This window comes from Microbispora hainanensis (genome assembly GCF_036186745.1).
Taxonomy (GTDB): Bacteria; Actinomycetota; Actinomycetes; order Streptosporangiales; family Streptosporangiaceae; genus Microbispora.
On sequence record NZ_CP108086.1, the window covers coordinates 7544074 to 7562444 of the forward strand.

Sequence of the window (18371 nt, forward strand, 5' to 3'; positions counted from 1 at the left end):
TGCCGGAACACGTGGGCGCGTCACTTCTGCGAAAGGACGAGCCGGTACACGTACGGCAAGCGAGCCGTACCAATCGGGGCGCCGGAGGCCGGAAGATGTCGTGGCCCGCGCCCGGGTGATGCCGTGAGCGCGTCCCGCAGAAGTGGAGACCGCCGGGTGGCGGCATCCCACGGACGCCCGACACTCACGTCGCACAAAGCAAAGCGAATAACAACTCTACGGCATTCCCGCGCCGCGGCGGCGATTCCGCGGCCGGACGAAGGCCGGGGCGCGCCGCGTCATGGACGCAGTGTCGACGCAGTGTCAGGGCCAACAGCGTCACGGGCACCGTGTCGAGGCGCCCTGTCAGGACGCCGTGTCGCAGGCGCCGCGGCATGGGCCGCACCGCGCCTCACCGCGAGCGCCGCGTTATGGGCACAGCGTCACAGGCACCGCATCCCACCGCACCGCCGCGTCACTTCGCGGGCACCGCGCCGCGCCGCGCCGGGCGGCACCGCACAGCGCCGCACCGTGAGCGTCGCATCGCCGGCACCGCACCGCACCCCACCGCCGCGTCACATCGCCGGCACCGCTTCGCGAGCGCCGGGTCTGAACCCCGTGGGAGCCGACCGGCGGAACGCCTGTGTCCGGGGCGCGCGGCCCCGGACACACGGGTGACAGGACCGGATCAGGTCCGGGCCGGTCAGACGTTGAAACCGAGCATGCGAAGCTGGTCGCGGCCCTCGTCGGTGATCTTGTCGGGGCCCCACGGCGGCAGCCAGACCCAGTTGATGACCACGTTGGAGACCAGGTCGGCGAGCGCCGAGTTGGCCTGGTCCTCGATCACGTCGGTCAGCGGGCAGGCGGCGCTGGTCAGCGTCATGTCGATGGTGGCGATGGGACGCTCACCCTCGCCGGCCGGGTCGAGATTGACGCCGTAGACGAGGCCGAGGTCCACCACGTTGATCCCCAGTTCGGGGTCCACCACGTCCTTCAGCGCCTCGAGCACGTCGTCGAGGGAGGTCTCCCCGTCGTAGTCGCCGGTCGGCGTCTCGGTCACGGTGCCCGTCGGGGTCTCGGTCGGCTTGCTCACGTCGTCTCCTCACCTCGCGGCGCCCGCGGCGCGGCGCCGTACTTCCCAACGCGGCCGGGGCGGCCGGTCATCCCTGGCTCCTCATCAGCGCGTCCTTGTAGGCCATCCAGGCCAGCAGCGCGCACTTGACGCGGGCGGGGAACTTCGCCACACCGGCGAACGCCACCGCGTCGCCCAGCACGTCCTCGTCGGGCTCCACCTGGCCCCTGCCCTGCATGAGCCGGGTGAACTCCTCGACCACCGACAGCGACTCCTCCACCGTGGAGCCGGTCGCGAGCTCGTGCAGCACCGAGGCCGCGGCCTGGCTGATGGAGCAGCCCTGGCCGTCATAGGACACGTCGAGCACCTTGCCGCCGTCGGCCACCTTCACCCGCAGCGTCACCTCGTCGCCGCAGGTCGGGTTGACGTGGTGCACCTCCGCGTCGTACGGGTCGCGCAGGCCCCGCCCCTGGGGATGCTTGTAGTGCTCCAGGATCAGCTCCTGGTACATGGATTCACCGATCATGGCTCAGCCGAACACCTTCTGCACGTGGTGGAGGCCGCGGACCAGTGCGTCGATCTCGGCCGTCGTGTTGTACAGGTAGAAAGACGCCCGCGTGGTCGCCGGAATTCCGAACCTGAGATGCAACGGCCGGGCGCAGTGGTGGCCTACCCGCACCGCGATCCCGTACACGTCGTCGAGGATCTGCCCGACGTCGTGCGGGTGGATGCCCTCCAGGGTGAACGAGATCGTGCCGCCGCGCGCGATGGGCGTGCGCGGGCCGATGATCCTCAGCCCCGGAACCTCCGGCAGCGCCTCCAGCGCGTACGCGACCAGGGCCTTCTCGTGCGCCTTGATCTCGTCCATGCCGACCGCGGTCAGGTAGTCGACCGCGGCGCCGAGGCCGATCGCCTCGACGATGGGCGGCGTCCCGGCCTCGAACTTGTGCGGCACCGGCGCGTACGTCGAGTGGTCCATCCAGACCGCCTCGATCATCTCGCCGCCGCCGAGGAACGGCGGCATGGCGTCGAGCAGCTCGCGCCGGCCCCACAGCACGCCGATGCCGGACGGCCCGACCATCTTGTGGCCGGTGAACGCGACGAAGTCGACGCCCAGCTCGGTCACGTCCACGGGCTGGTGGGGCACCGACTGCGACGCGTCGAGCATCATCAGCGCGCCGACCTCGCGCGCGCGGGCCAGGATCGGCGAGACCGAATTGACCGTGCCGAGCACGTTCGACTGGTGCGTGATCGAGACGATCTTCGTGCGCTCGGTGACCAGCTCGTCCAGGCCCTCGATGTCGAGGCGGCCCTCGTCGGTCACCGGGAACCAGCGCAGCGTCGCGCCGGTCCGCTGCGCGAGCAGCTGCCACGGCACGATGTTGGAGTGGTGCTCCATCTCCGAGATGACGATCTCGTCGCCGGGGCCGATCCGGAACCGCTCGTCCTCGCCGACGGGGTTGCCGAAGGCGTACGCCACGAGGTTGAGGGCCTCGGAGGCGTTCTTGGTGAAGACGATCTCGTCACGCGACGGGGCCTTGACGAACGCGGCGATCTTGTCACGCGCGGCCTCGTACGCCTCGGTCGACTCGCTGCCCAGCACGTGCAGCGCCCGGCCGACGTTGCCGTAGTGCCAGGTCAGGTGGTCGCGCATGGTCTCGACCACCTGAGTCGGCTTCTGCGAGGAGTTGCCGGAGTCGAGGTAGACCAGCGACCTGCCTCCGGGAAGTTCGCGGCCGAGGACCGGGAAGTCCTTCCTGATCCTCTCCACGTCGAAGCCGGGCGCACTCATCAGGCGGACGCCTTCGAGGTCGTGTCAGCCTTTCGCGCGTCCCGCACGTATGCCTCGTAGCCCTCGTTCTCCAGCTTGTCGGCGAGCTCGGGTCCGCCCTCCTCCACCACGCGCCCGCCGGCGAAGACGTGGACGAAGTCCGGCTTCACGTAGCGCAGGATGCGGGTGTAGTGGGTGATCAGCAGCACGCCGGTGTCGCCGGAGCCACGGCTGTGCTCCCCTGGGGACGACCCCAGACCCCGGAAACGGTTGATGCCCTCGGACACGACGCGCAGGGCGTCGACGTCGAGGCCGGAGTCGGTCTCGTCGAGCACCGCGATCTTCGGCTTGAGCAGCTCGAGCTGGAGGATCTCGTGGCGCTTCTTCTCGCCGCCGGAGAAGCCCTCGTTGGTGTTGCGCTGGGCGAAGGCCGGGTCGATGGACAGCGCGTCCATGCCCGCCTTCAGCTCCTTGGCGAACTCGCGCAGCTTGGGCGCCTCGCCGCGGACCGCGGTGATCGCCGAGCGCAGGAAGTTCGACACGCTGACGCCGGGCACCTCGACGGGGTACTGCATGGCGAGGAACAGGCCGGCGCGGGCGCGCTCGTCCACCGACATCGCCAGCAGGTCCTCGCCGTCGAGCAGCACGGAACCGGAGGTGACGGTGTACTTGGGGTGCCCCGCGATGGCGTACGCCAGCGTGGACTTGCCCGAGCCGTTCGGGCCCATGATGGCGTGCGTCTCGCCGCTGCGGACCGTCAGGTCGACGCCGCGCAGGATCTCCTTGTCGCCCACGGCGACGTGCAGGTCACGAATCTCAAGGGTGGACACTTGTATTTACTCCTTCGAGAGCGAGACGTACACGTCGTCGCCTTCGATCTTGACTCGGTAGACGTTGACGGGCCTGGTCGCCGGCGGCCCGGTGGGCTTGCCGGTGCGCAGGTCGAAGCAGGAGCCGTGCAGCCAGCACTCCAGCGTGTGGTCGTAGACCTCGCCCTCGCTGAGGCGGACCTCGGCGTGGGAGCACACGTCGTGCAGGGCGAAGACCTCGCCGCCGGTGCGCACCAGCGCGACCGGCGTCTCCCCGACCTCCAGGCCGAGGACGCCGCCGTCCGGGATGTCTCCGACCTGGCAGACCTTCTCCCAGTGGGCGGTGTCGGCGCTCATCGGGCCAGCTCCGCCTCGACCGCCGACAGGACGCGCTCGCGGATCTCCGGCACCTCGATCTTCTCCAGCAGCTGGGCGAAGAAGCCGTGGATGACCAGGCGGCGGGCCTCGTCGAACGGGATGCCGCGGGCCTGCAGGTAGAAGATGTGCTCGTCGTCGAGGCGGCCGGAGGCGGACGCGTGGCCCGCTCCCGCGACCTCGCCGGTGAGGATCTCCAGGTTCGGCACCGAGTCGGCGCGGGCGCCGTCGGTGAGGATGAGGTTGCGGTTCAGCTCGTAGGTGTCGGTGCCCTCGGCCTCGGCCCTGATGATCACGTCGCCGATCCAGACCGCGTGGGCGTCCTCACCCTGCAGCGCGCCCTTGTAGGTCACGTTGCTGCGGCAGTTGGGCACGCTGTGGTCCACCAGCAGGCGGTGCTCCAGGTGCTGGCCCGCGTCCACGAAGTAGAGGCCGGTCAGGTCGGCGTCGCCGCCCGGGGCGGTGTACGACACCGAGGGCGACAGCCGTACGAGGTCGCCGCCGAGGGTGACCACGAACGAGCGGAACGTCGCGTCCTTGCCGAGCCTGGCGTGGTGGTGGGAGACGTGCACGGCGTCGTCGTCCCAGTCCTGCAGGCTGACGACCTTGAGCGTCGCGCCCTCGGCCACGTCGAACTCGACGTTGTCGGCGTAGACGGCGCTGCCGCGGTGGTCGAGCACCAGCACGGCCTCGGCCAGCGGCTCCACCGACACGAGGATGTGCCCGTACGCCGCGGCGCCCGCCCCGGACCCCCGCAGGGTGATCACGGTGGGCGCGGAGGCGGCCGTCATCTTCGGCACCGTGACGACGGTGGCCTTCTCGAACGACGAGTAGGCCTGCGCGCTGACCCGGTCGGACGGCGTGTACGCCTTGCCGAGCCGGGCGTCGTCGCGGCCCACGGTCTCGACGCGCACCTCGGGCGCGGCCTCGACGTCCACCACGACGCCGCCGGTGACGGCGGCCGTGCCGTTGTGCAGCCCCTTCAGCCGCGACAGCGGCGTGAAGCGCCACTCCTCCTCGCGGCCCGTCGGCACCGGGAAGTCGGCCACGTCGTACGACGACTTCTCGTGCAGCGTCGACAGCGGCTTGGTCTCCAGGCCCATCAGCCGACCGCTCCTTCCATCTGCAGCTCGATCAGGCGGTTGAGCTCAAGGGCGTACTCCATGGGCAGCTCACGGGCGATCGGCTCGACGAAGCCGCGCACGATCATCGCCATCGCCTCGTCCTCGCCGAGACCGCGGCTCATCAGGTAGAAGAGCTGGTCCTCCGACACCTTGGAGACCGTGGCCTCGTGGCCCATCGACACGTCGTCCTCGCGGACGTCCACGTACGGGTAGGTGTCGGACCGGCTGATCTGGTCGACCAGCAGCGCGTCGCACTTGACGGTCGAGGCCGAGCCGGCCGCGCCCTCCTCGATCTGCACCAGGCCCCGGTAGGAGGTGCGGCCACCGCCGCGCGCCACCGACTTGGAGATGATCGTCGAGGACGTCTTGGGCGCGAGGTGCACCATCTTGGCGCCCGCGTCCTGGTGCTGGCCCTCGCCGGCGAAGGCGACCGACAGCGTCTCGCCCTTGGCGTGCTCGCCCATCAGGTAGACGGCCGGGTACTTCATCGTGACCTTGGAGCCGATGTTGCCGTCGATCCACTCCATGGTCGCGCCCTCGTACGCCACGGCGCGCTTGGTGACCAGGTTGTAGACGTTGTTCGACCAGTTCTGGATGGTCGTGTAGCGACAGCGGGCGCCCTTCTTCACGACGATCTCGACGACCGCCGAGTGGAGCGAGTCGGACGAGTAGATCGGCGCGGTGCAACCCTCGACGTAGTGGACGTAGGAGTTCTCGTCCACGACGATCAGGGTCCGCTCGAACTGGCCCATGTTCTCGGTGTTGATCCGGAAGTAGGCCTGCAGCGGGATCTCCACGCTCACGTTCGGCGGCACGTAGATGAACGAGCCGCCCGACCACACGGCGGTGTTGAGCGCGGCGAACTTGTTGTCGCCCACCGGGATCACCGTGCCGAAGTACTCCTTGAAGAGCTCCTCGTGCTCGCGCAGGCCGGTGTCGGTGTCGACGAAGATGACGCCCTTCTCCTCGAGGTCCTCACGGATCTTGTGATAGACGACCTCGGACTCGTACTGGGCGGCGACACCGGCGATGAGGCGCTGCTTCTCCGCCTCCGGGATGCCGAGCTTGTCGTAGGTGTTCTTGATGTCCGGGGGCAGCTCGTCCCAGGACGCGGCCTGCTTCTCCGTCGAGCGGACGAAGTACTTGATGTTGTCGAAGTCGATGCCCGTGAGGTCGGAGCCCCAGGTCGGCAGCGGCTTCTTCTCGAACAGCCGAAGGCCCTTGAGGCGCAGGTCGAGCATCCACTCCGGCTCGTTCTTGAGCGCGGAGATGTTGCGGACGACCTCTTCGGACAGCCCACGGCGGGCCGTGGCCCCCGCCACGTCCGTGTCGGCCCAGCCGAACTTGTAATTCCCGAGGCCTTCCAGCTCCGGGCGGTCGGTGACAGTCACCTTCCGGACTCCTTGCTCGTCGATGTGCTCGATAGATGTGCGGCCGGCAGCTCGGCGGCCGATAAACCGGCGGTCGGCGAATCGGCGGCCGCCGGATCGGAACGCGCGTGCCGTGCGGCCAGCGCGTGTGAACTCACGTGGGTGGTGCAGACCCCGTCGCCGTTGGCGATCGTGGCCAGGCGCTGCACCGGCGTGCCCAGCAGCCGGGCGAACGCCTCGGTCTCCGCCTCGCACAGCTGCGGGAACTGCGCCGCGACGTGCGCCACCGGGCAGTGGTGCTGGCACAGTTGCTCGCCGCCCTTGCCCGTCGCGGACGCCGACGCCGCGTAGCCCTCGGCCGACAGCGCCTCGGCCAGCACGCGGACCCGCTGCTCGGCCGGGACCTCGCGCATCAGCGCCTCAAGCCGGCCGACCAGCCCGGACACCTGCGCCCGCGCGAACTCCGACACCGCCTCGCCGCCGAGCCGCTCGGCCAGGAAGCGCAGCGCGCTGCCGGCGAGGTCGTCGTAGGCGTGGACGAAGGCGCTGCGGCCCGCGTCGGTGATCGCGAACATCTTCGCCGGCCTGCCGCGCCCCCGCTGGCCGCGCGGGCGTGCCGTACGAGGCTCTATCATGCCCTCGGCCAGCAGCGCGTCGAGATGGCGGCGCACCGCGGCCGGAGTAAGCCCGAGCCGCTCGCCGAGCGCCGCCGCCGTCACCGGGCCGTGCTCCAGGATGAGCCGCGCCACCCGGGCACGGGTGCCGCGCTCGGCGGTGATGTCCATGTGCACGGGGGACGCCGGAACAGGCCGCGTCACCACGGCCTTCTCGGCGTTCTGCTTCCCCTGCACGTTTTTCACAACATCAGTGTGCCGTAATTCCTTCCCCGGCGACAAACCCAAGGAGAGGTCGCCGGGGATGCAATTTCTCACGCAGGTAAGCCTTACCTAACCTGCGACGACGTGAGTTTTCCGCATCCTTTACCCGCCCGGGCTGGAATGGCGGCACTCGCCGACGAGAGCGCGCTCCCCGCTCCCTAGACTCGATGCCGTCGACGACCGACCAGGGCCGCCCGCATCCGGCCGGCGCGGCGGTCGGTCCTGCGAGGGGAGGCCGGTGGGAGTGCCGGGGGTTGACAGCACGTTCGAGAGCACGGCCGGCCGCACGGGCGGCGCCGCGCCGGCGGTGGAGATCGACGGGCTGGTCAAGCGCTACGGAAGCACCACGGCCGTCGACGGGCTGACCCTCACCTGCGCGCGGGGCGCCGTCACGGCGATCCTCGGGCCGAACGGCGCGGGCAAGACCTCGACGATCGAGATCTGCGAGGGCTTCCGGCGGCCGGACGGCGGGACCGTGCGCGTGCTCGGCCTGGACCCGGCCGACGCCGCGCTGAAGCCGCGCCTGGGGATCATGCCGCAGAGCGGAGGGGTGCCTCCCGCCGCCCGCGCGGGCGAGTGGCTGCGCGTGGTCTCCCGGTTCTACGCCCACCCGCTCGACCCCGGCTCCCTGCTCGATCTGCTCGGCCTGGCCGACCACGCGCGTACGCCGTACCGGCGGCTGTCGGGCGGCCAGCAGCAGCGCCTGTCGCTTGCCGCCGCGGTGATCGGGCGGCCGGAGCTGGTCTTCCTCGACGAACCGACCGCCGGTCTCGACCCGCAGGCCCGGCACGCCTGCTGGGACCTGGTCGCCGCGCTGCGCGCCTCCGGGGTGTCGGTGGTGCTGACGACCCACCAGATGGACGAGGCCGAGAAACTCTCCGACCACATCGTGGTCATCGACCACGGCCGGGTGGTGGCCGCGGGCACCCCCGAGTCGCTGACCGGCGCCGAGCGGCAGCTCAGGTTCCGCGCCCGCCCCGGGCTCGACCTGGAGGAGCTGCTGGCCGCGCTGCCGCCGGGCAGCGCCGCCAAGGAGTCGCCCTCGGGGCACTACATCATCGAGGGGCAGGTCGGCCCGCAGCTGCTCGCCACCGTCACGGCCTGGTGCGCCACCGAGGGCGTCACCACAGAGGACCTGCGCATCGAGCGGCGCACTCTGGAGGACGTCTTCCTCGAACTGACCGGCAGGGAGCTGCGGTGAGCACGATCGCCACACTGGACCTCACGCCGCGGCCCGGGGCCGCGCCGCTGCACCGGATGGTCCTCGCCCAGGCGGGCGCGGAGATCCGGGCCATGCTGCGCAACGGCGAGCAGCTCCTGCTCACGATGATCATCCCGATCCTGCTGCTCGTCGGGTTCTCCACGGCCCCGCTGGTGGACGTCGGCGACGGCGCCCGCGTCGACTTCGTCGCCCCCGGCATCCTCGCGCTCGCGGTCATGTCGACCGCGTTCACCGGGCAGGCCATCGCCACCGGCTTCGAACGCAGGTACGGCGTGCTCAAGCGCCTCGGCGCGACCCCGCTGTCCAGGGCCGGGCTGCTGCTGGCCAAGACCGTCGCGGTCGTCGCCGTCGAGGTGCTGCAGGTCGTGGTGATCGCCGCGGTTGCGCTGGCGCTCGGCTGGTCCCCGCACGGCGACCCGCTGTGGGCCGTGCCGCTCCTCCTGCTGGGCACGGCGGCCTTCAGCGGCCTCGGCCTGCTCATGGCCGGCACGCTGCGGGCGGAGGCCACCCTGGCCGGGGCCAACCTCGTCTACCTGGTGCTGCTCGGGCTCGGCGGCGTGCTGTTCCCGCTGGACCGGTTCCCTGCGGGGGTGCAGCACGTGCTGGGGCTGCTGCCGATCAGCGCGCTCACCTCCGGCCTGCGCACCGTCCTGAGCGCCGGCGGCGGCTTCCCCGGCGGCGCGCTCCTCGTGCTGCTGTGCTGGACGGTGGCCGCGCTCGCCCTCGCCGCCCGCACCTTCCGCTGGGAATGACACGGGCACCGGCAATGACACGGGCCGCTGGGAGAGTGACACCGGACTGCTTGAGTGACACCGGTCGCGTGGCGTGACGACGCCGGGGCCCTCACCTGCGACCTGACAGCCTGCGCATATGATTGCGGGCGTTTGTTGTGATCAATGCCTTTATGTGGGGTTGCCGGCATGACCGCTGAGTCCCTTCCGGGAGCCGAGCCGTATCGCATGAGGCCGTCGCCGATCAGGGCGCTGCGGGCCGCCTCGGACGCGATACCGCCGTCGGGACTGGTGCTGCTGGGCATCCTGTCGGTCCAGGTGGGCGCCGGGCTGGCCAAGAACCTCTTCGCGGAGCTGTCCCCTTCGGCCGTGGTCTTCCTGCGCATCGCCACCAGCGCCGTCATGCTGCTGGCCGTCGCCCGGCCCAAGGTGCGCGGGCTGTCGCGGCGCGACCTCGCCGTCGGCGTCGCGTTCGGGCTCAGCCTCGGCCTGATGAACCTGTCGTTCTACGAGGCACTCGCCCGGATGCCGATCGGGATCGCGGTGGCCATCGAGTTCATCGGCCCGCTCACCCTGGCCGTGGTGTCCTCCCGCCGCCGGCTCGATCTGCTGTGGGTGGGACTGGCCGCCGCGGGCGTGATCCTGCTCGCCCCCTGGGGGGACGCGGGCACCGCGAGCTGGGTGGGGATCGGCTTCGCCGCGCTGGCGGGCACGTGCTGGGCCGCCTACATCGTGCTCTCCGCGGCCACCGGCGCCCGCTTCCCCGGCGCGAGCGGGCTGTCGTTCGCCATGATCGTGTCCACGATCGTCGTCGCGCCCATCGGGATCGGCTCAGGCGGGAGCGAGCTGCTGCGGCCCGAGCTTCTGCTGCTCGGCGCGGGGGTGGGCCTGCTCTCCTCGTTCATCCCCTACTCGCTGGAGCTGGAGGCCCTGCGCCGGATGCCCAAGCGGGTCTTCGGCATCCTGATGAGCCTGGAGCCCGCCGCAGCCGCGCTCGTCGGCCTGCTCGTCCTGCACGAGGTGCTCCAGGTGCGCGAGTGGGCGGCCATCGGCTGCGTGGTCATCGCCTCCATCGGCGCCACCCGCGCCGGGGACGGCTGAGCCGCACCGTTCAGGCCGTCGTACCGTTCAGGCCGTCGTACCGTTCAGGCCGGGGGCGGGTCGGCCGACCAGATCGCGCGCACGTGCTGCAGGTGGTGGTTCATCAGGCGCTCGGCAGCCTCGGCGTCACCGCGTACGACGGCGTCGAGAAGGTCGAGGTGCTCGCGCGCCGAGGACGCCAGCATCCGCGCGTCGGGCAGCCCGCGCAGCCCGTAGAGCCGGGCCCGGGCACGCAGGTCCCTGACCGTCTCGACCAGCCGGGCGTTGCCCGACAGGGCCAGCAGCGACAGGTGGAACCGCTGGTCTGCGGCCACATAGGCGAGCAGGTCGCCCCTTCCGGCGGCCGAGACGATCTCCTCGGCGATCGGGCGCAGCGTCTCGGCCCGCTCGCTTAGGGACTCCCCGGCGAGCCGGGCCACCGTGGGCACCTCGATCAGCCGCCTGATCTCGATGATCTCGTCGAGGTCGCGCTCGGACACCTCGGCGACCCGGAAGCCCTTGTTGCGCAGGGCCTCGAACAGACCCTCCTTGGCGAGGTCGAGCATCGCCTCCCGCACCGGCGTGGCCGAGACACCGAACCTGGCCGCCAGCGCGGGGGCCGAGTAGACGACACCGGGCCGCATCTCCCCCGCCACCAGCGCGTCCCGCAGCGCCTGCGCCACCTGCTCGCGCAGGTTCTGCCGTGTTCCGGCGCCCGGCGCGCCGAGGTCGTCACGCTCGCGACTCGCCGGTCCGTTCCACACCCCGCCCATCGACCGGCCACCGCCCTCCTCGGTCGCGTACGGCCGATCGTACCGGCCCCTGCCGGGGGAAACGATCACGGGCCGACCGGGAGGACCGGGGACGGCGCGGCCCCAGGCGGACCCGCCGGACGGCGCGCGGGCCGGAGAAGGGACCACCGACAGGGCCGCCTACGATGAACTCCGTGAATCCCACGACTGACCGGATCCGCGGCTCGCTGCTCGCCCTTTATCGCTCGGTGCGGTTTCCCACGAACGAGTCGATGCGGCGGTGGGCCCTGGCGGCGATCGTGGTCAACGTCGGCATCACCGTCACCGGCGCCGCCGTCCGCGTCACCGGCTCCGGCCTCGGCTGCCCGACCTGGCCGCGCTGCACGCCGGACAGCTTCGTGCCGGCGAAGATCGACTCGCACGCGCCGATCAACATGGCGATCGAGTTCGGCAACCGCCTGCTGTCGTTCCTCGTGCTCGCGGTCGCGGCCGCGTGTGTGATCGCCGCCTGGCAGCTGTCGAGGGGGGAACACGGCCGTCCGGTCCTGCTGCGGCTCGCGCTGGTGCAGCCGGCCGGCGTCCTCGTCCAGGCCCTGTGGGGCGGGCTCGTGGTCCACACGATGCTCAACCCGGTGACCGTCAGCGTCCACTTCCTGCTGTCCATCGGCATGATCGCCGCCGCCGTCGTGCTGTTCGCGCGGGCGGGCGAGGGCGACGCCCCGGCCAAGCGGGTGGTCCACAGGGACATCCGCACGCTCTCGTACGCGCTGAGCGCGGCCGCCTTCGTGCTGCTGCTGGCCGGAGTGGTGGTGACCGGCACCGGGCCGCACTCCGGAGACGAGGCGGCCTCCCGCTTCGGCTTCGACATCCAGGACGTGGTGCGGCTGCACACCGACATCGCCTACGTCGTCGTCGGGCTGACGTTCGCCCTGCTGTTCGCCCTGCACGTCTCCGGCTCCCCCGCCCGCGCCCGGCGCGCCGCGCTCGTGCTGCTCGGCGTGGAGCTGTCCCAGGGCGTGATCGGGTATGTGCAGTATTTCCTCGCCGTCCCCGCGGCCCTGGTGCTCCTGCACGTGCTGGGCGCCACGCTCGTGTGGGTCTGCACGCTGCGCGTCGTTTTCCTCATGCGGACCCGGGGTCCCGCCCCCGCACCCGCCCACCGGCAGCCGGAGCTCCACACCGCGGGAGTCTGAGGGATGCGCGTCCCGCACCCCTGGACCTGGTCGCGTACGGCACAGCGCCGGGGCTTCCAGGCCCTGGCCGCCCTGAGCGTGCTGCCGCTGCTGCCGATGACCTGGGCCTGGCTGGCGAGCTCCGCCCACCGGGTGACGGCGGAGCCGGGCGCAGGCTGGGTCGCCGAGGTGCCCGCGATGCCGGCCGCGCTCGTGCTGGGCGCGGGCGTCGTGAACGGCAAACCCAGCCCGATGCTGGCCGCCCGGCTCGGCATCGCGGCCGAGCTGTACCGCACCGGCAAGGTGCGGGCCCTGCTGCTGTCCGGCGACAACAGCCGCAAGGACTACGACGAGCCCTCGGTCATGCGTGACTACCTGATCGCGCACGGCGTCCCGGCCCAGAAGATCGTGCTCGACTACGCCGGGTTCGACACGTGGGACTCCTGCGTACGGGCCAAGGAGATTTTCGACGCCTCCCGCCTCGTCGTGGTGACCCAGGAGTTCCACCTTCCCCGGGCCGTCGCGCTGTGCCGCGCGGCGGGAATCGACGCGTTCGGCGTCGGCGACGACTCCAGCCGCGACTGGCCGGTGGAGACGGTGGCCTACGCCGTCAGGGAGTTCCCCGCATCCGCCAAGGCCCTGCTGGACAGCCTGGTCCTGCACTCCTCACCGCAGTTCCTCGGCCGCCGCGAGACCGCGCTCGACCGCGCGCTGACGAGCTGAGCGCACCCCGCCCGGCGCGCGCAGAGTGGCGGACGGTTCACACAGCCGCCAGATCGGGCGGTACGGCGATCGGCACGAGGAACAGCGAGGCGGCGGCATGCAAAAGGTTGGGACCGGCGGCGCGGCAGGCGGCATGACGAGCGGGGCGGCGGGCGGGGCGCCGCGGCGAAACTTTCATCGGGCGAGCCATGCTGAGCTGGGCGGACAGGACGAGTGAAGGCGTGTCCACTGGCCGGTGACGGCTCGGCGCGTTAGGGTCCGGCCACGTGGGAGCGCTCCCACCATCCCCCGAGGGAGGTGAGGCCACACCCACAGTGGCTATCGCACCGCGGGTACGAGCGGATCCTCCTCCGCCCACCCATCGCGCAACGCCCGGGAAGCCGCCGTGACGGCTTCCCGGGCGCCTCCCGCTGACTCACTCCGGCGCCGGGCCGTCGAGCCGGGCGCGATCAGGCCCCGCTCAGCCGCAGCTGATGTCGCTGATCGCCGGCGTGGCCGACCCGCTGCCGAGGAACCCGGCCGTGGCCGATGCACCCGGGGCCAGCGAGTTGTTCCACTCCGGAGCGTGGATCATCGCGAACGGCCCGCTCTGCATGGACGTGCCGTTCCACGCCTGGGTGATCGTCGCGCCGTTCGACATCTGCCACTGCATGTACCAGCCGTTGAGCGGTGCCGTGCCGGTGTTCGTGATCGTGGCCTCGCCCTGGAAGCCGCCAGGCCAGGTGTTGGTCAGCTTCACCGTGGCCGTGCAGGCCGGGTTCCCGGCCGTCGGGGAGGTCGAGGGCGACGGGCTCGGCGACGGGTTCCCGGTGGGCGAGGCGCTCGGCGAGGCGCTCGGCGAGGGGCTCGGCGAGGCGCCGTCGCGGAGGAAGTTCACATCCGAGCAGCCGTAGAAGGTCTCCTGGCTGTCCGAGCGATACCAGACCGCGTAGATGATGTGCCGGCCGCTCTTGTCGGGCAGCCTGCCGGAGAAGCGGTAGGCGCCGTTGCTGACCTCGGGCTCGGGGTCGACCGTGAGGAACGGCTGCTCCTCCATGTCGTCCCAGGTGAGCGGCTTGGTCGGGTCCCAGCCGTCCTTGGTGACGTAGAGCTTGAAGCCGCCGGGGTGCGGCACCCACGCGCCGTAGACGAAGTCGTACATGCTGTTCGCCTTCAGCGTGGTGGTCGGCCAGTCGGTCCTGGGCGCGTCGTAGGCGGAGTACTTGCTGAAACCGCCGCTGCACAGCTGGCCGTCGGGGATGAAGCCCCGGGTGCGGCCGCCGCCGTCGGAGCGGAGCACGCCATACCAGTCGTAGAGGGGCTGGGTGCCGCCGGCCGCCACGGCGTCCGCGCAGGCGGGGTTCTTGGGGATGATCTGGCCGCCGGTGAGGCCGTCGGTGTAACACGCGTACGTGCGGCTCGCGGGGGCCTGGAGGGCGCCGTGCGCCTCGGCCGCGGTCTGCGTCAGGACCGCGACGAGGCCGGCGAGCACGGCCGCCACCGCGGCGAGCACGGCGATTTTGCGTCCGGACCTCAGGGACAGCGATCTCCGACGCGGGGATTGCGCTGTGGTGCTCATGGTTGGGGGTTCTCCTCATGATGGGCGGGCACGCCTTCCGGGGAAGGTCGCGCCGTCAGGGGGCTGTCGTACGAGAAGAACGCATGCGGCATCGCCGCACGCCCTCCTTGAGCCCACCCATCAAGTGGCCACCGCGCACAGCGATTGAAACACGCGCGGGCCGTCCGGGCCAAGCCGCGCCCGATCTTGCCCGGCCCCGCCCGGCCCCGCCCGGGCGCGGAGTCAGCGCCGGGGGTCGCCGGGCGCAGGGCCCGGGCCACCCTCTTGCGGCCACTGCGGCGGGCCCTGTGGTGGCGGCCCCTGTGGGGGACGCTGTGGCGGACGCTGTGGCGGGCCGTACGGAGGCCCCTGTTGCGGACCCGGCGGCGGGCCTTGCGGGCCCGGCGGCTGCCCGGGAGCGCCCGGGAGCCCGTATCCGGGAGGCGGCCCACCCGGCGGAGGCCCGTACCCCTGCCCGCCCGGTTGCTGCCCGCCCGGCTGAGGACCGCCCGGCTGGGGACCGCCCGGTTGCGGCCCCGGCCCGTACCAGGGCGGCACGGCCTGGCCGCCACCGGGCCACCGGTTCGCGGTCGGGGCGCCCGGAGCGTACCCCGGCGGGGGCACGCCCCGCGCGGCGTTCGCCTGGTGGCGCTCCGGCAGCGGGAACGACAGCCGGGCGTACGCCATGAGATCCGCGAGCGACCGCTGCTGGGCGCGGAAGGTCTCCTCGTCAACCCCGCCCCGAGCCGCGCGGGCGTGCAGCAGCCCGAGCTCGGTGGAGGCGATCTGATAGTCGATCATCGCCCGTGCCCCGGCCCTGCCGCCGTGGGCCTTGGCCCACGCCCGGGCCTGCCGCCGCCGGCGCAGGGACGACAGCATGAAGATGTCGGCCTGGTTGATCAGCCCGTTGCGCTCGTACGGCGGCAGGTAGTGCTGGATCAGGCCGACGATCCGCCGTCTGTCCCGGAAGATCACGATGAGCTCGACGACGAGCAGGATCATCAGCAGCAGATAGGCGATGGCGAGCCCGCCGAGACCGGCGAAGGAGGCGAAGCCGTTCCAGAGGCCGTGCAGCAGCATGGCCCCGATCCACCCGATGACGATGACGACGATCCCCACCGCGCCCCCGCGCTGCGCGGCGTACGCCACTGCGATGCCGATCAGGGAGGTGAACAGCGGATGGGCGAACGGCGACAGCACGGCCCGCAGCACGAGCGTGGCGGCCAGCCCCTGCGCGCCGTTCTCCTCCAGCGCGGCCAGGTAGTAGCTGACGTTCTCCGACATGGCGAAGCCGAGCCCGACCATGCTGGCGTAGATGATCCCGTCGGTGGGCCCGTCCAGCTCCTGCCGCCGGAACCACAGCAGCCCGAGCAGGACCAGCCCCTTGGCCGTCTCCTCCACGGGCGGGGCGCCGAACGTGGCGACGAGGTTGCGGGCGCTGGTCGTGTCCCCGAGCTGGTGGGCCACGTAGACGAGGTTGAGCGAGTTGAGCACGCCGGCGAGCAGCACGGCGATGCCGGCGCCCCAGGCGAACGCGAAGATCAGGTTGTTGCGCGGTTCCGGTTCCATGCGGTCGAGCGCGAGCACGCCCGCGAGCAGCAGCGGCACGGGGGCCACGGCGAGCCCGAGCGCGATGAAGAACTGGACCGGCTCACCGTTGATGATGTCGAAGGAGAACGACACGAGAGCGCAGATTCCGGCGACGACCAGACCCACGATGAGGCCGATGGACGGACGCTCCCTGAGAACGGCGCGGGGGTCGAGGCCTGCCACTGTGTGACTGTAACCGACCAAACCCGCCGAGGTCCTCCTCGGGCCTCAAAAGATCCCCATGCAATCCGTGCCGGGGCGGGTATCGGGCAGGCGCGCCGCCGTCCCGAGCACGCGCCGGTTCCGGGCAGAATGGGCGATCATGGATGTCGCACCACCAGACGGGCTCGGACGACGCGGTTTCCTCCGCATCGCGTGCGCCGCCGCCGTCGGCTCGGTCGCCGCATGCGCGCCCGGGCCCCGGGAAGGCTCCGCGCCCGCCTCCCCGTCGCCCTCCTCAGGGTCCCCGTCGCCGTCCAGGAAACCGGTGGCGGAACGGCTGCTGCCCGGCGACCCGGACTGGCGGGTGCGCAGGCGCGGCCCCGACGAGGCGATCGAGGGCTACGGCGACCGCGCGAGCGTGCTGCCCGGGGAGTCGTTCGGCCTGCACGTCTCCACGACCGAGGGCCGCTATCGGGTGACGGCCTACCGGATGGGCTGGTACGGCGGCACGCTCGCCCGCCGGGTGTGGCGTTCCGGCTGGCTGAAGGGGCGCGACCAGGGCCGCGGACGGCTCGTCGGCGACACCCGCACCGTACGGGCCGGGTGGCGGCGCTCCCTGACCGTGTCCACCGAGGGCTGGCCCGAGGGGGCCTACCTGCTGCGCCTGGACACCGAGCACGGCCACCAGCGGTACGTGCCGCTGGTCGTGCGCTCGGCCTCCGGGGCCGGCCGTACGGTCCTGGTGCACGCCACCCCCACCTGGCAGGCGTACAACCGGTGGGGCGGCTACAGCCTCTACTACGGCGAAGACGGCCGCTACGACAGCCGCTCGCTCGCGGTCAGCTTCGACCGGCCCTACGACACCACCGGCATGGAGAAGTTCCTCATCCACGAGCGGCCGGTGGTGGCGCTGGCCGAACGGCTCGGCCTGCCCCTGGCGTACACGACCGGCGGCGACCTGGAGGCCGGCGACGACGTGCTCACCGGCGCGGCCGCGGTGATCTTCCTCGGGCACGACGAATACTGGACGCCCGGGGTGCGCCGCACGGTGACCAAGGCCCGCGACGCGGGCGTCAACCTGGCCTTCCTGGGCGCCAACACCTGCTACCGCCGCGTCCGGCTGGAGGACCACGGCAGGACGGTCGTCTGCTACAAGACCGCGGTGGACCGCGACCCGCTGGTCCGCACCCGCCCGGCGCTGGCGACGACCGACTTCCGGGCGGCGCCGAAGGCCGATCCCGAGTCGTCGCTCATCGGGGTCTACTACGACGGCTATCCGGTGGACGCGCCGTTCGTGGTGCACGAGCCCCGCCACTGGATCTTCGCGGGCACCGGTGTGCGCCGCGGCGACGCGTTCCCGCACCTCGTGGGCGTGGAGTACGACCGGGTGAACACGGACGTGCCGACGCCGAGGCCGCTGCAGATCCTCGCCCACTCGCCGGTGACCTGCGTGGGGCGGCCCAGTTTCTCCGACGCCGCCTACTACACGGCCGAGAGCGGGGCCGGGGTGTTCGCCTCGGGCACCATGCGGTGGGCCGAGACGCTCATGGCGCGCACCCGCGACCTGCCGGGGGCGCACGGGATCGACGCGCGCACACGGGCCTTCGTCACCGCCACGACGACCAACCTGCTGAAGGGCTTCGCCGAGGGACCCGCCGCCGAGAACCTGCCCGCTCCCGACGACAACGTACGCAAGACCTACCGCGCCTGACGCTGCGGCCCCCTCACGAACGGACCTCTTCCCCGCCCGCCCGGCGCACGGCGTCGCCGGGCCACAGGCCTGTCCGTTGACGAGTAGATCGATTGGTCGATATAAACCGTAGACCGAACGTTCTATTCACTGCGAAGGAGCCGAAGTGCCGCAACGGACCACGGCCGAGGTCATCGGCCGTTTCAACCACGCATTCGTCCACCACGCCCCCGAGGCCCGGGCCTGACGATGCGCAGCTACCACCTCGACAGCGGCGCCGGGCTCGCGGGCCTGACGGTCAGAGACCACCCCGACCCGGTCCCCGGCGCCGGTC

Annotated in this window: 17 protein-coding genes; 6 read left to right on the forward strand and 11 right to left on the reverse strand. The window is 71.7% G+C overall.

The window, feature by feature from the left end; translation table 11 throughout:
* Window positions 1-682: 682 nt before the first annotated feature.
* The 8 genes from OHB01_RS34455 to OHB01_RS34490 form a co-directional block, all read right to left on the reverse strand.
* Window positions 683-1072: a metal-sulfur cluster assembly factor gene (locus OHB01_RS34455; RefSeq protein WP_142647463.1), complete on the reverse strand. Its 390-nt coding sequence runs from the start codon at window positions 1070-1072 to the stop codon at window positions 683-685.
* A gap of 67 nt (window positions 1073-1139) precedes the next feature.
* Window positions 1140-1577, reverse strand: a complete 438-nt coding sequence (gene sufU, locus OHB01_RS34460) for a Fe-S cluster assembly sulfur transfer protein SufU (protein WP_139573119.1) — start codon at window positions 1575-1577, stop codon at window positions 1140-1142.
* A gap of 3 nt (window positions 1578-1580) precedes the next feature.
* A complete protein-coding gene (locus OHB01_RS34465; RefSeq protein WP_142647464.1) occupies window positions 1581-2843 on the reverse strand; it encodes a cysteine desulfurase in 1263 nt (420 codons plus the stop codon).
* Window positions 2843-3652: a Fe-S cluster assembly ATPase SufC gene (sufC, locus tag OHB01_RS34470; RefSeq protein WP_142647465.1), complete on the reverse strand. Its 810-nt coding sequence runs from the start codon at window positions 3650-3652 to the stop codon at window positions 2843-2845. Before sufC ends, OHB01_RS34465 begins: the two co-directional genes overlap by 1 nt.
* 6 nt (window positions 3653-3658) lie before the next feature.
* Window positions 3659-3988, reverse strand: coding sequence for a non-heme iron oxygenase ferredoxin subunit (locus OHB01_RS34475; RefSeq protein ID WP_142647466.1), 330 nt, complete (start codon window positions 3986-3988; stop codon window positions 3659-3661).
* Window positions 3985-5109 (reverse strand): Fe-S cluster assembly protein SufD, encoded by a 1125-nt coding sequence (sufD, locus tag OHB01_RS34480; RefSeq protein ID WP_142647467.1) that lies wholly within the window; start codon window positions 5107-5109, stop codon window positions 3985-3987. Before sufD ends, OHB01_RS34475 begins: the two co-directional genes overlap by 4 nt.
* Window positions 5109-6521, reverse strand: a complete 1413-nt coding sequence (gene sufB, locus OHB01_RS34485) for a Fe-S cluster assembly protein SufB (protein WP_142647468.1) — start codon at window positions 6519-6521, stop codon at window positions 5109-5111. Before sufB ends, sufD begins: the two co-directional genes overlap by 1 nt.
* Window positions 6518-7285, reverse strand: coding sequence for a helix-turn-helix transcriptional regulator (locus OHB01_RS34490; protein WP_142647513.1), 768 nt, complete (start codon window positions 7283-7285; stop codon window positions 6518-6520). Before OHB01_RS34490 ends, sufB begins: the two co-directional genes overlap by 4 nt.
* A 337-nt stretch (window positions 7286-7622) precedes the next feature.
* On the opposite strand from OHB01_RS34490, the gene OHB01_RS34495 reads away from it, so the two are divergent.
* The 3 genes from OHB01_RS34495 (at window position 7623) to OHB01_RS34505 (ending at window position 10432) form a co-directional block, all read left to right on the forward strand.
* Window positions 7623-8579, forward strand: coding sequence for an ABC transporter ATP-binding protein (locus OHB01_RS34495; protein ID WP_147942471.1), 957 nt, complete (start codon window positions 7623-7625; stop codon window positions 8577-8579).
* A 56-nt stretch (window positions 8580-8635) separates the two neighbouring features.
* Complete coding sequence (locus OHB01_RS34500) at window positions 8636-9352, forward strand: ABC transporter permease (protein ID WP_142647514.1); 717 nt, start codon at window positions 8636-8638, stop codon at window positions 9350-9352.
* Between the two features lie 168 nt (window positions 9353-9520).
* Window positions 9521-10432: an EamA family transporter gene (locus OHB01_RS34505; protein WP_142647470.1), complete on the forward strand. Its 912-nt coding sequence runs from the start codon at window positions 9521-9523 to the stop codon at window positions 10430-10432.
* A gap of 44 nt (window positions 10433-10476) precedes the next feature.
* On the opposite strand, the gene OHB01_RS34510 is transcribed toward OHB01_RS34505, so the two are convergent.
* Window positions 10477-11253, reverse strand: a complete 777-nt coding sequence (locus tag OHB01_RS34510; RefSeq protein ID WP_328854539.1) for a GntR family transcriptional regulator — start codon at window positions 11251-11253, stop codon at window positions 10477-10479.
* Between the two features lie 95 nt (window positions 11254-11348).
* On the opposite strand from OHB01_RS34510, the gene OHB01_RS34515 reads away from it, so the two are divergent.
* Window positions 11349-12356 (forward strand): COX15/CtaA family protein, encoded by a 1008-nt coding sequence (locus OHB01_RS34515; RefSeq protein ID WP_142647471.1) that lies wholly within the window; start codon window positions 11349-11351, stop codon window positions 12354-12356.
* Between the two features lie 3 nt (window positions 12357-12359).
* On the forward strand, window positions 12360-13058 hold the full coding sequence (locus OHB01_RS34520) for a SanA/YdcF family protein (protein ID WP_328854540.1): 699 nt from the start codon (window positions 12360-12362) through the stop codon (window positions 13056-13058).
* A gap of 460 nt (window positions 13059-13518) precedes the next feature.
* Here OHB01_RS34520 and OHB01_RS34525 read toward each other — a convergent pair whose 3' ends face one another.
* Window positions 13519-14616, reverse strand: a complete 1098-nt coding sequence (locus tag OHB01_RS34525; RefSeq protein ID WP_328710367.1) for a lytic polysaccharide monooxygenase auxiliary activity family 9 protein — start codon at window positions 14614-14616, stop codon at window positions 13519-13521.
* Between the two features lie 222 nt (window positions 14617-14838).
* The gene (locus OHB01_RS34530) at window positions 14839-16368 is read right to left on the reverse strand and encodes a PrsW family intramembrane metalloprotease (protein WP_142647474.1); all 1530 of its coding nucleotides are present in this window, start codon (window positions 16366-16368) and stop codon (window positions 14839-14841) included.
* A 304-nt stretch (window positions 16369-16672) separates the two neighbouring features.
* Between OHB01_RS34530 and OHB01_RS34535 the strand changes: the two genes are divergently transcribed.
* Entirely contained in the window at window positions 16673-18058 is a 1386-nt protein-coding gene (locus OHB01_RS34535) for a N,N-dimethylformamidase beta subunit family domain-containing protein (RefSeq protein WP_205830168.1), read from the forward strand.
* Window positions 18059-18371 lie beyond the last annotated feature (313 nt).

Excerpts from the sequence above, each read along its gene's own strand:
- sufU (WP_139573119.1), bottom strand. The coding sequence starts at position 1,577 with ATGATCGGTGAATCCATGTACCAGGAGCTGATCCTGGAGCACTACAAG.
- OHB01_RS34465 (WP_142647464.1), bottom strand. The coding sequence starts at position 2,843 with ATGAGTGCGCCCGGCTTCGACGTGGAGAGGATCAGGAAGGACTTCCCG.
- OHB01_RS34475 (WP_142647466.1), bottom strand. The coding sequence starts at position 3,988 with ATGAGCGCCGACACCGCCCACTGGGAGAAGGTCTGCCAGGTCGGAGAC.
- sufD (WP_142647467.1), bottom strand. The coding sequence starts at position 5,109 with ATGGGCCTGGAGACCAAGCCGCTGTCGACGCTGCACGAGAAGTCGTCG.
- OHB01_RS34490 (WP_142647513.1), bottom strand. The coding sequence starts at position 7,285 with ATGGACATCACCGCCGAGCGCGGCACCCGTGCCCGGGTGGCGCGGCTC.
- OHB01_RS34500 (WP_142647514.1), top strand. The coding sequence starts at position 8,636 with ATGGTCCTCGCCCAGGCGGGCGCGGAGATCCGGGCCATGCTGCGCAAC.
- OHB01_RS34505 (WP_142647470.1), top strand. The coding sequence starts at position 9,521 with ATGACCGCTGAGTCCCTTCCGGGAGCCGAGCCGTATCGCATGAGGCCG.
- OHB01_RS34515 (WP_142647471.1), top strand. The coding sequence starts at position 11,349 with ATGAACTCCGTGAATCCCACGACTGACCGGATCCGCGGCTCGCTGCTC.
- OHB01_RS34520 (WP_328854540.1), top strand. The coding sequence starts at position 12,360 with ATGCGCGTCCCGCACCCCTGGACCTGGTCGCGTACGGCACAGCGCCGG.
- OHB01_RS34525 (WP_328710367.1), bottom strand. The coding sequence starts at position 14,616 with ATGAGCACCACAGCGCAATCCCCGCGTCGGAGATCGCTGTCCCTGAGG.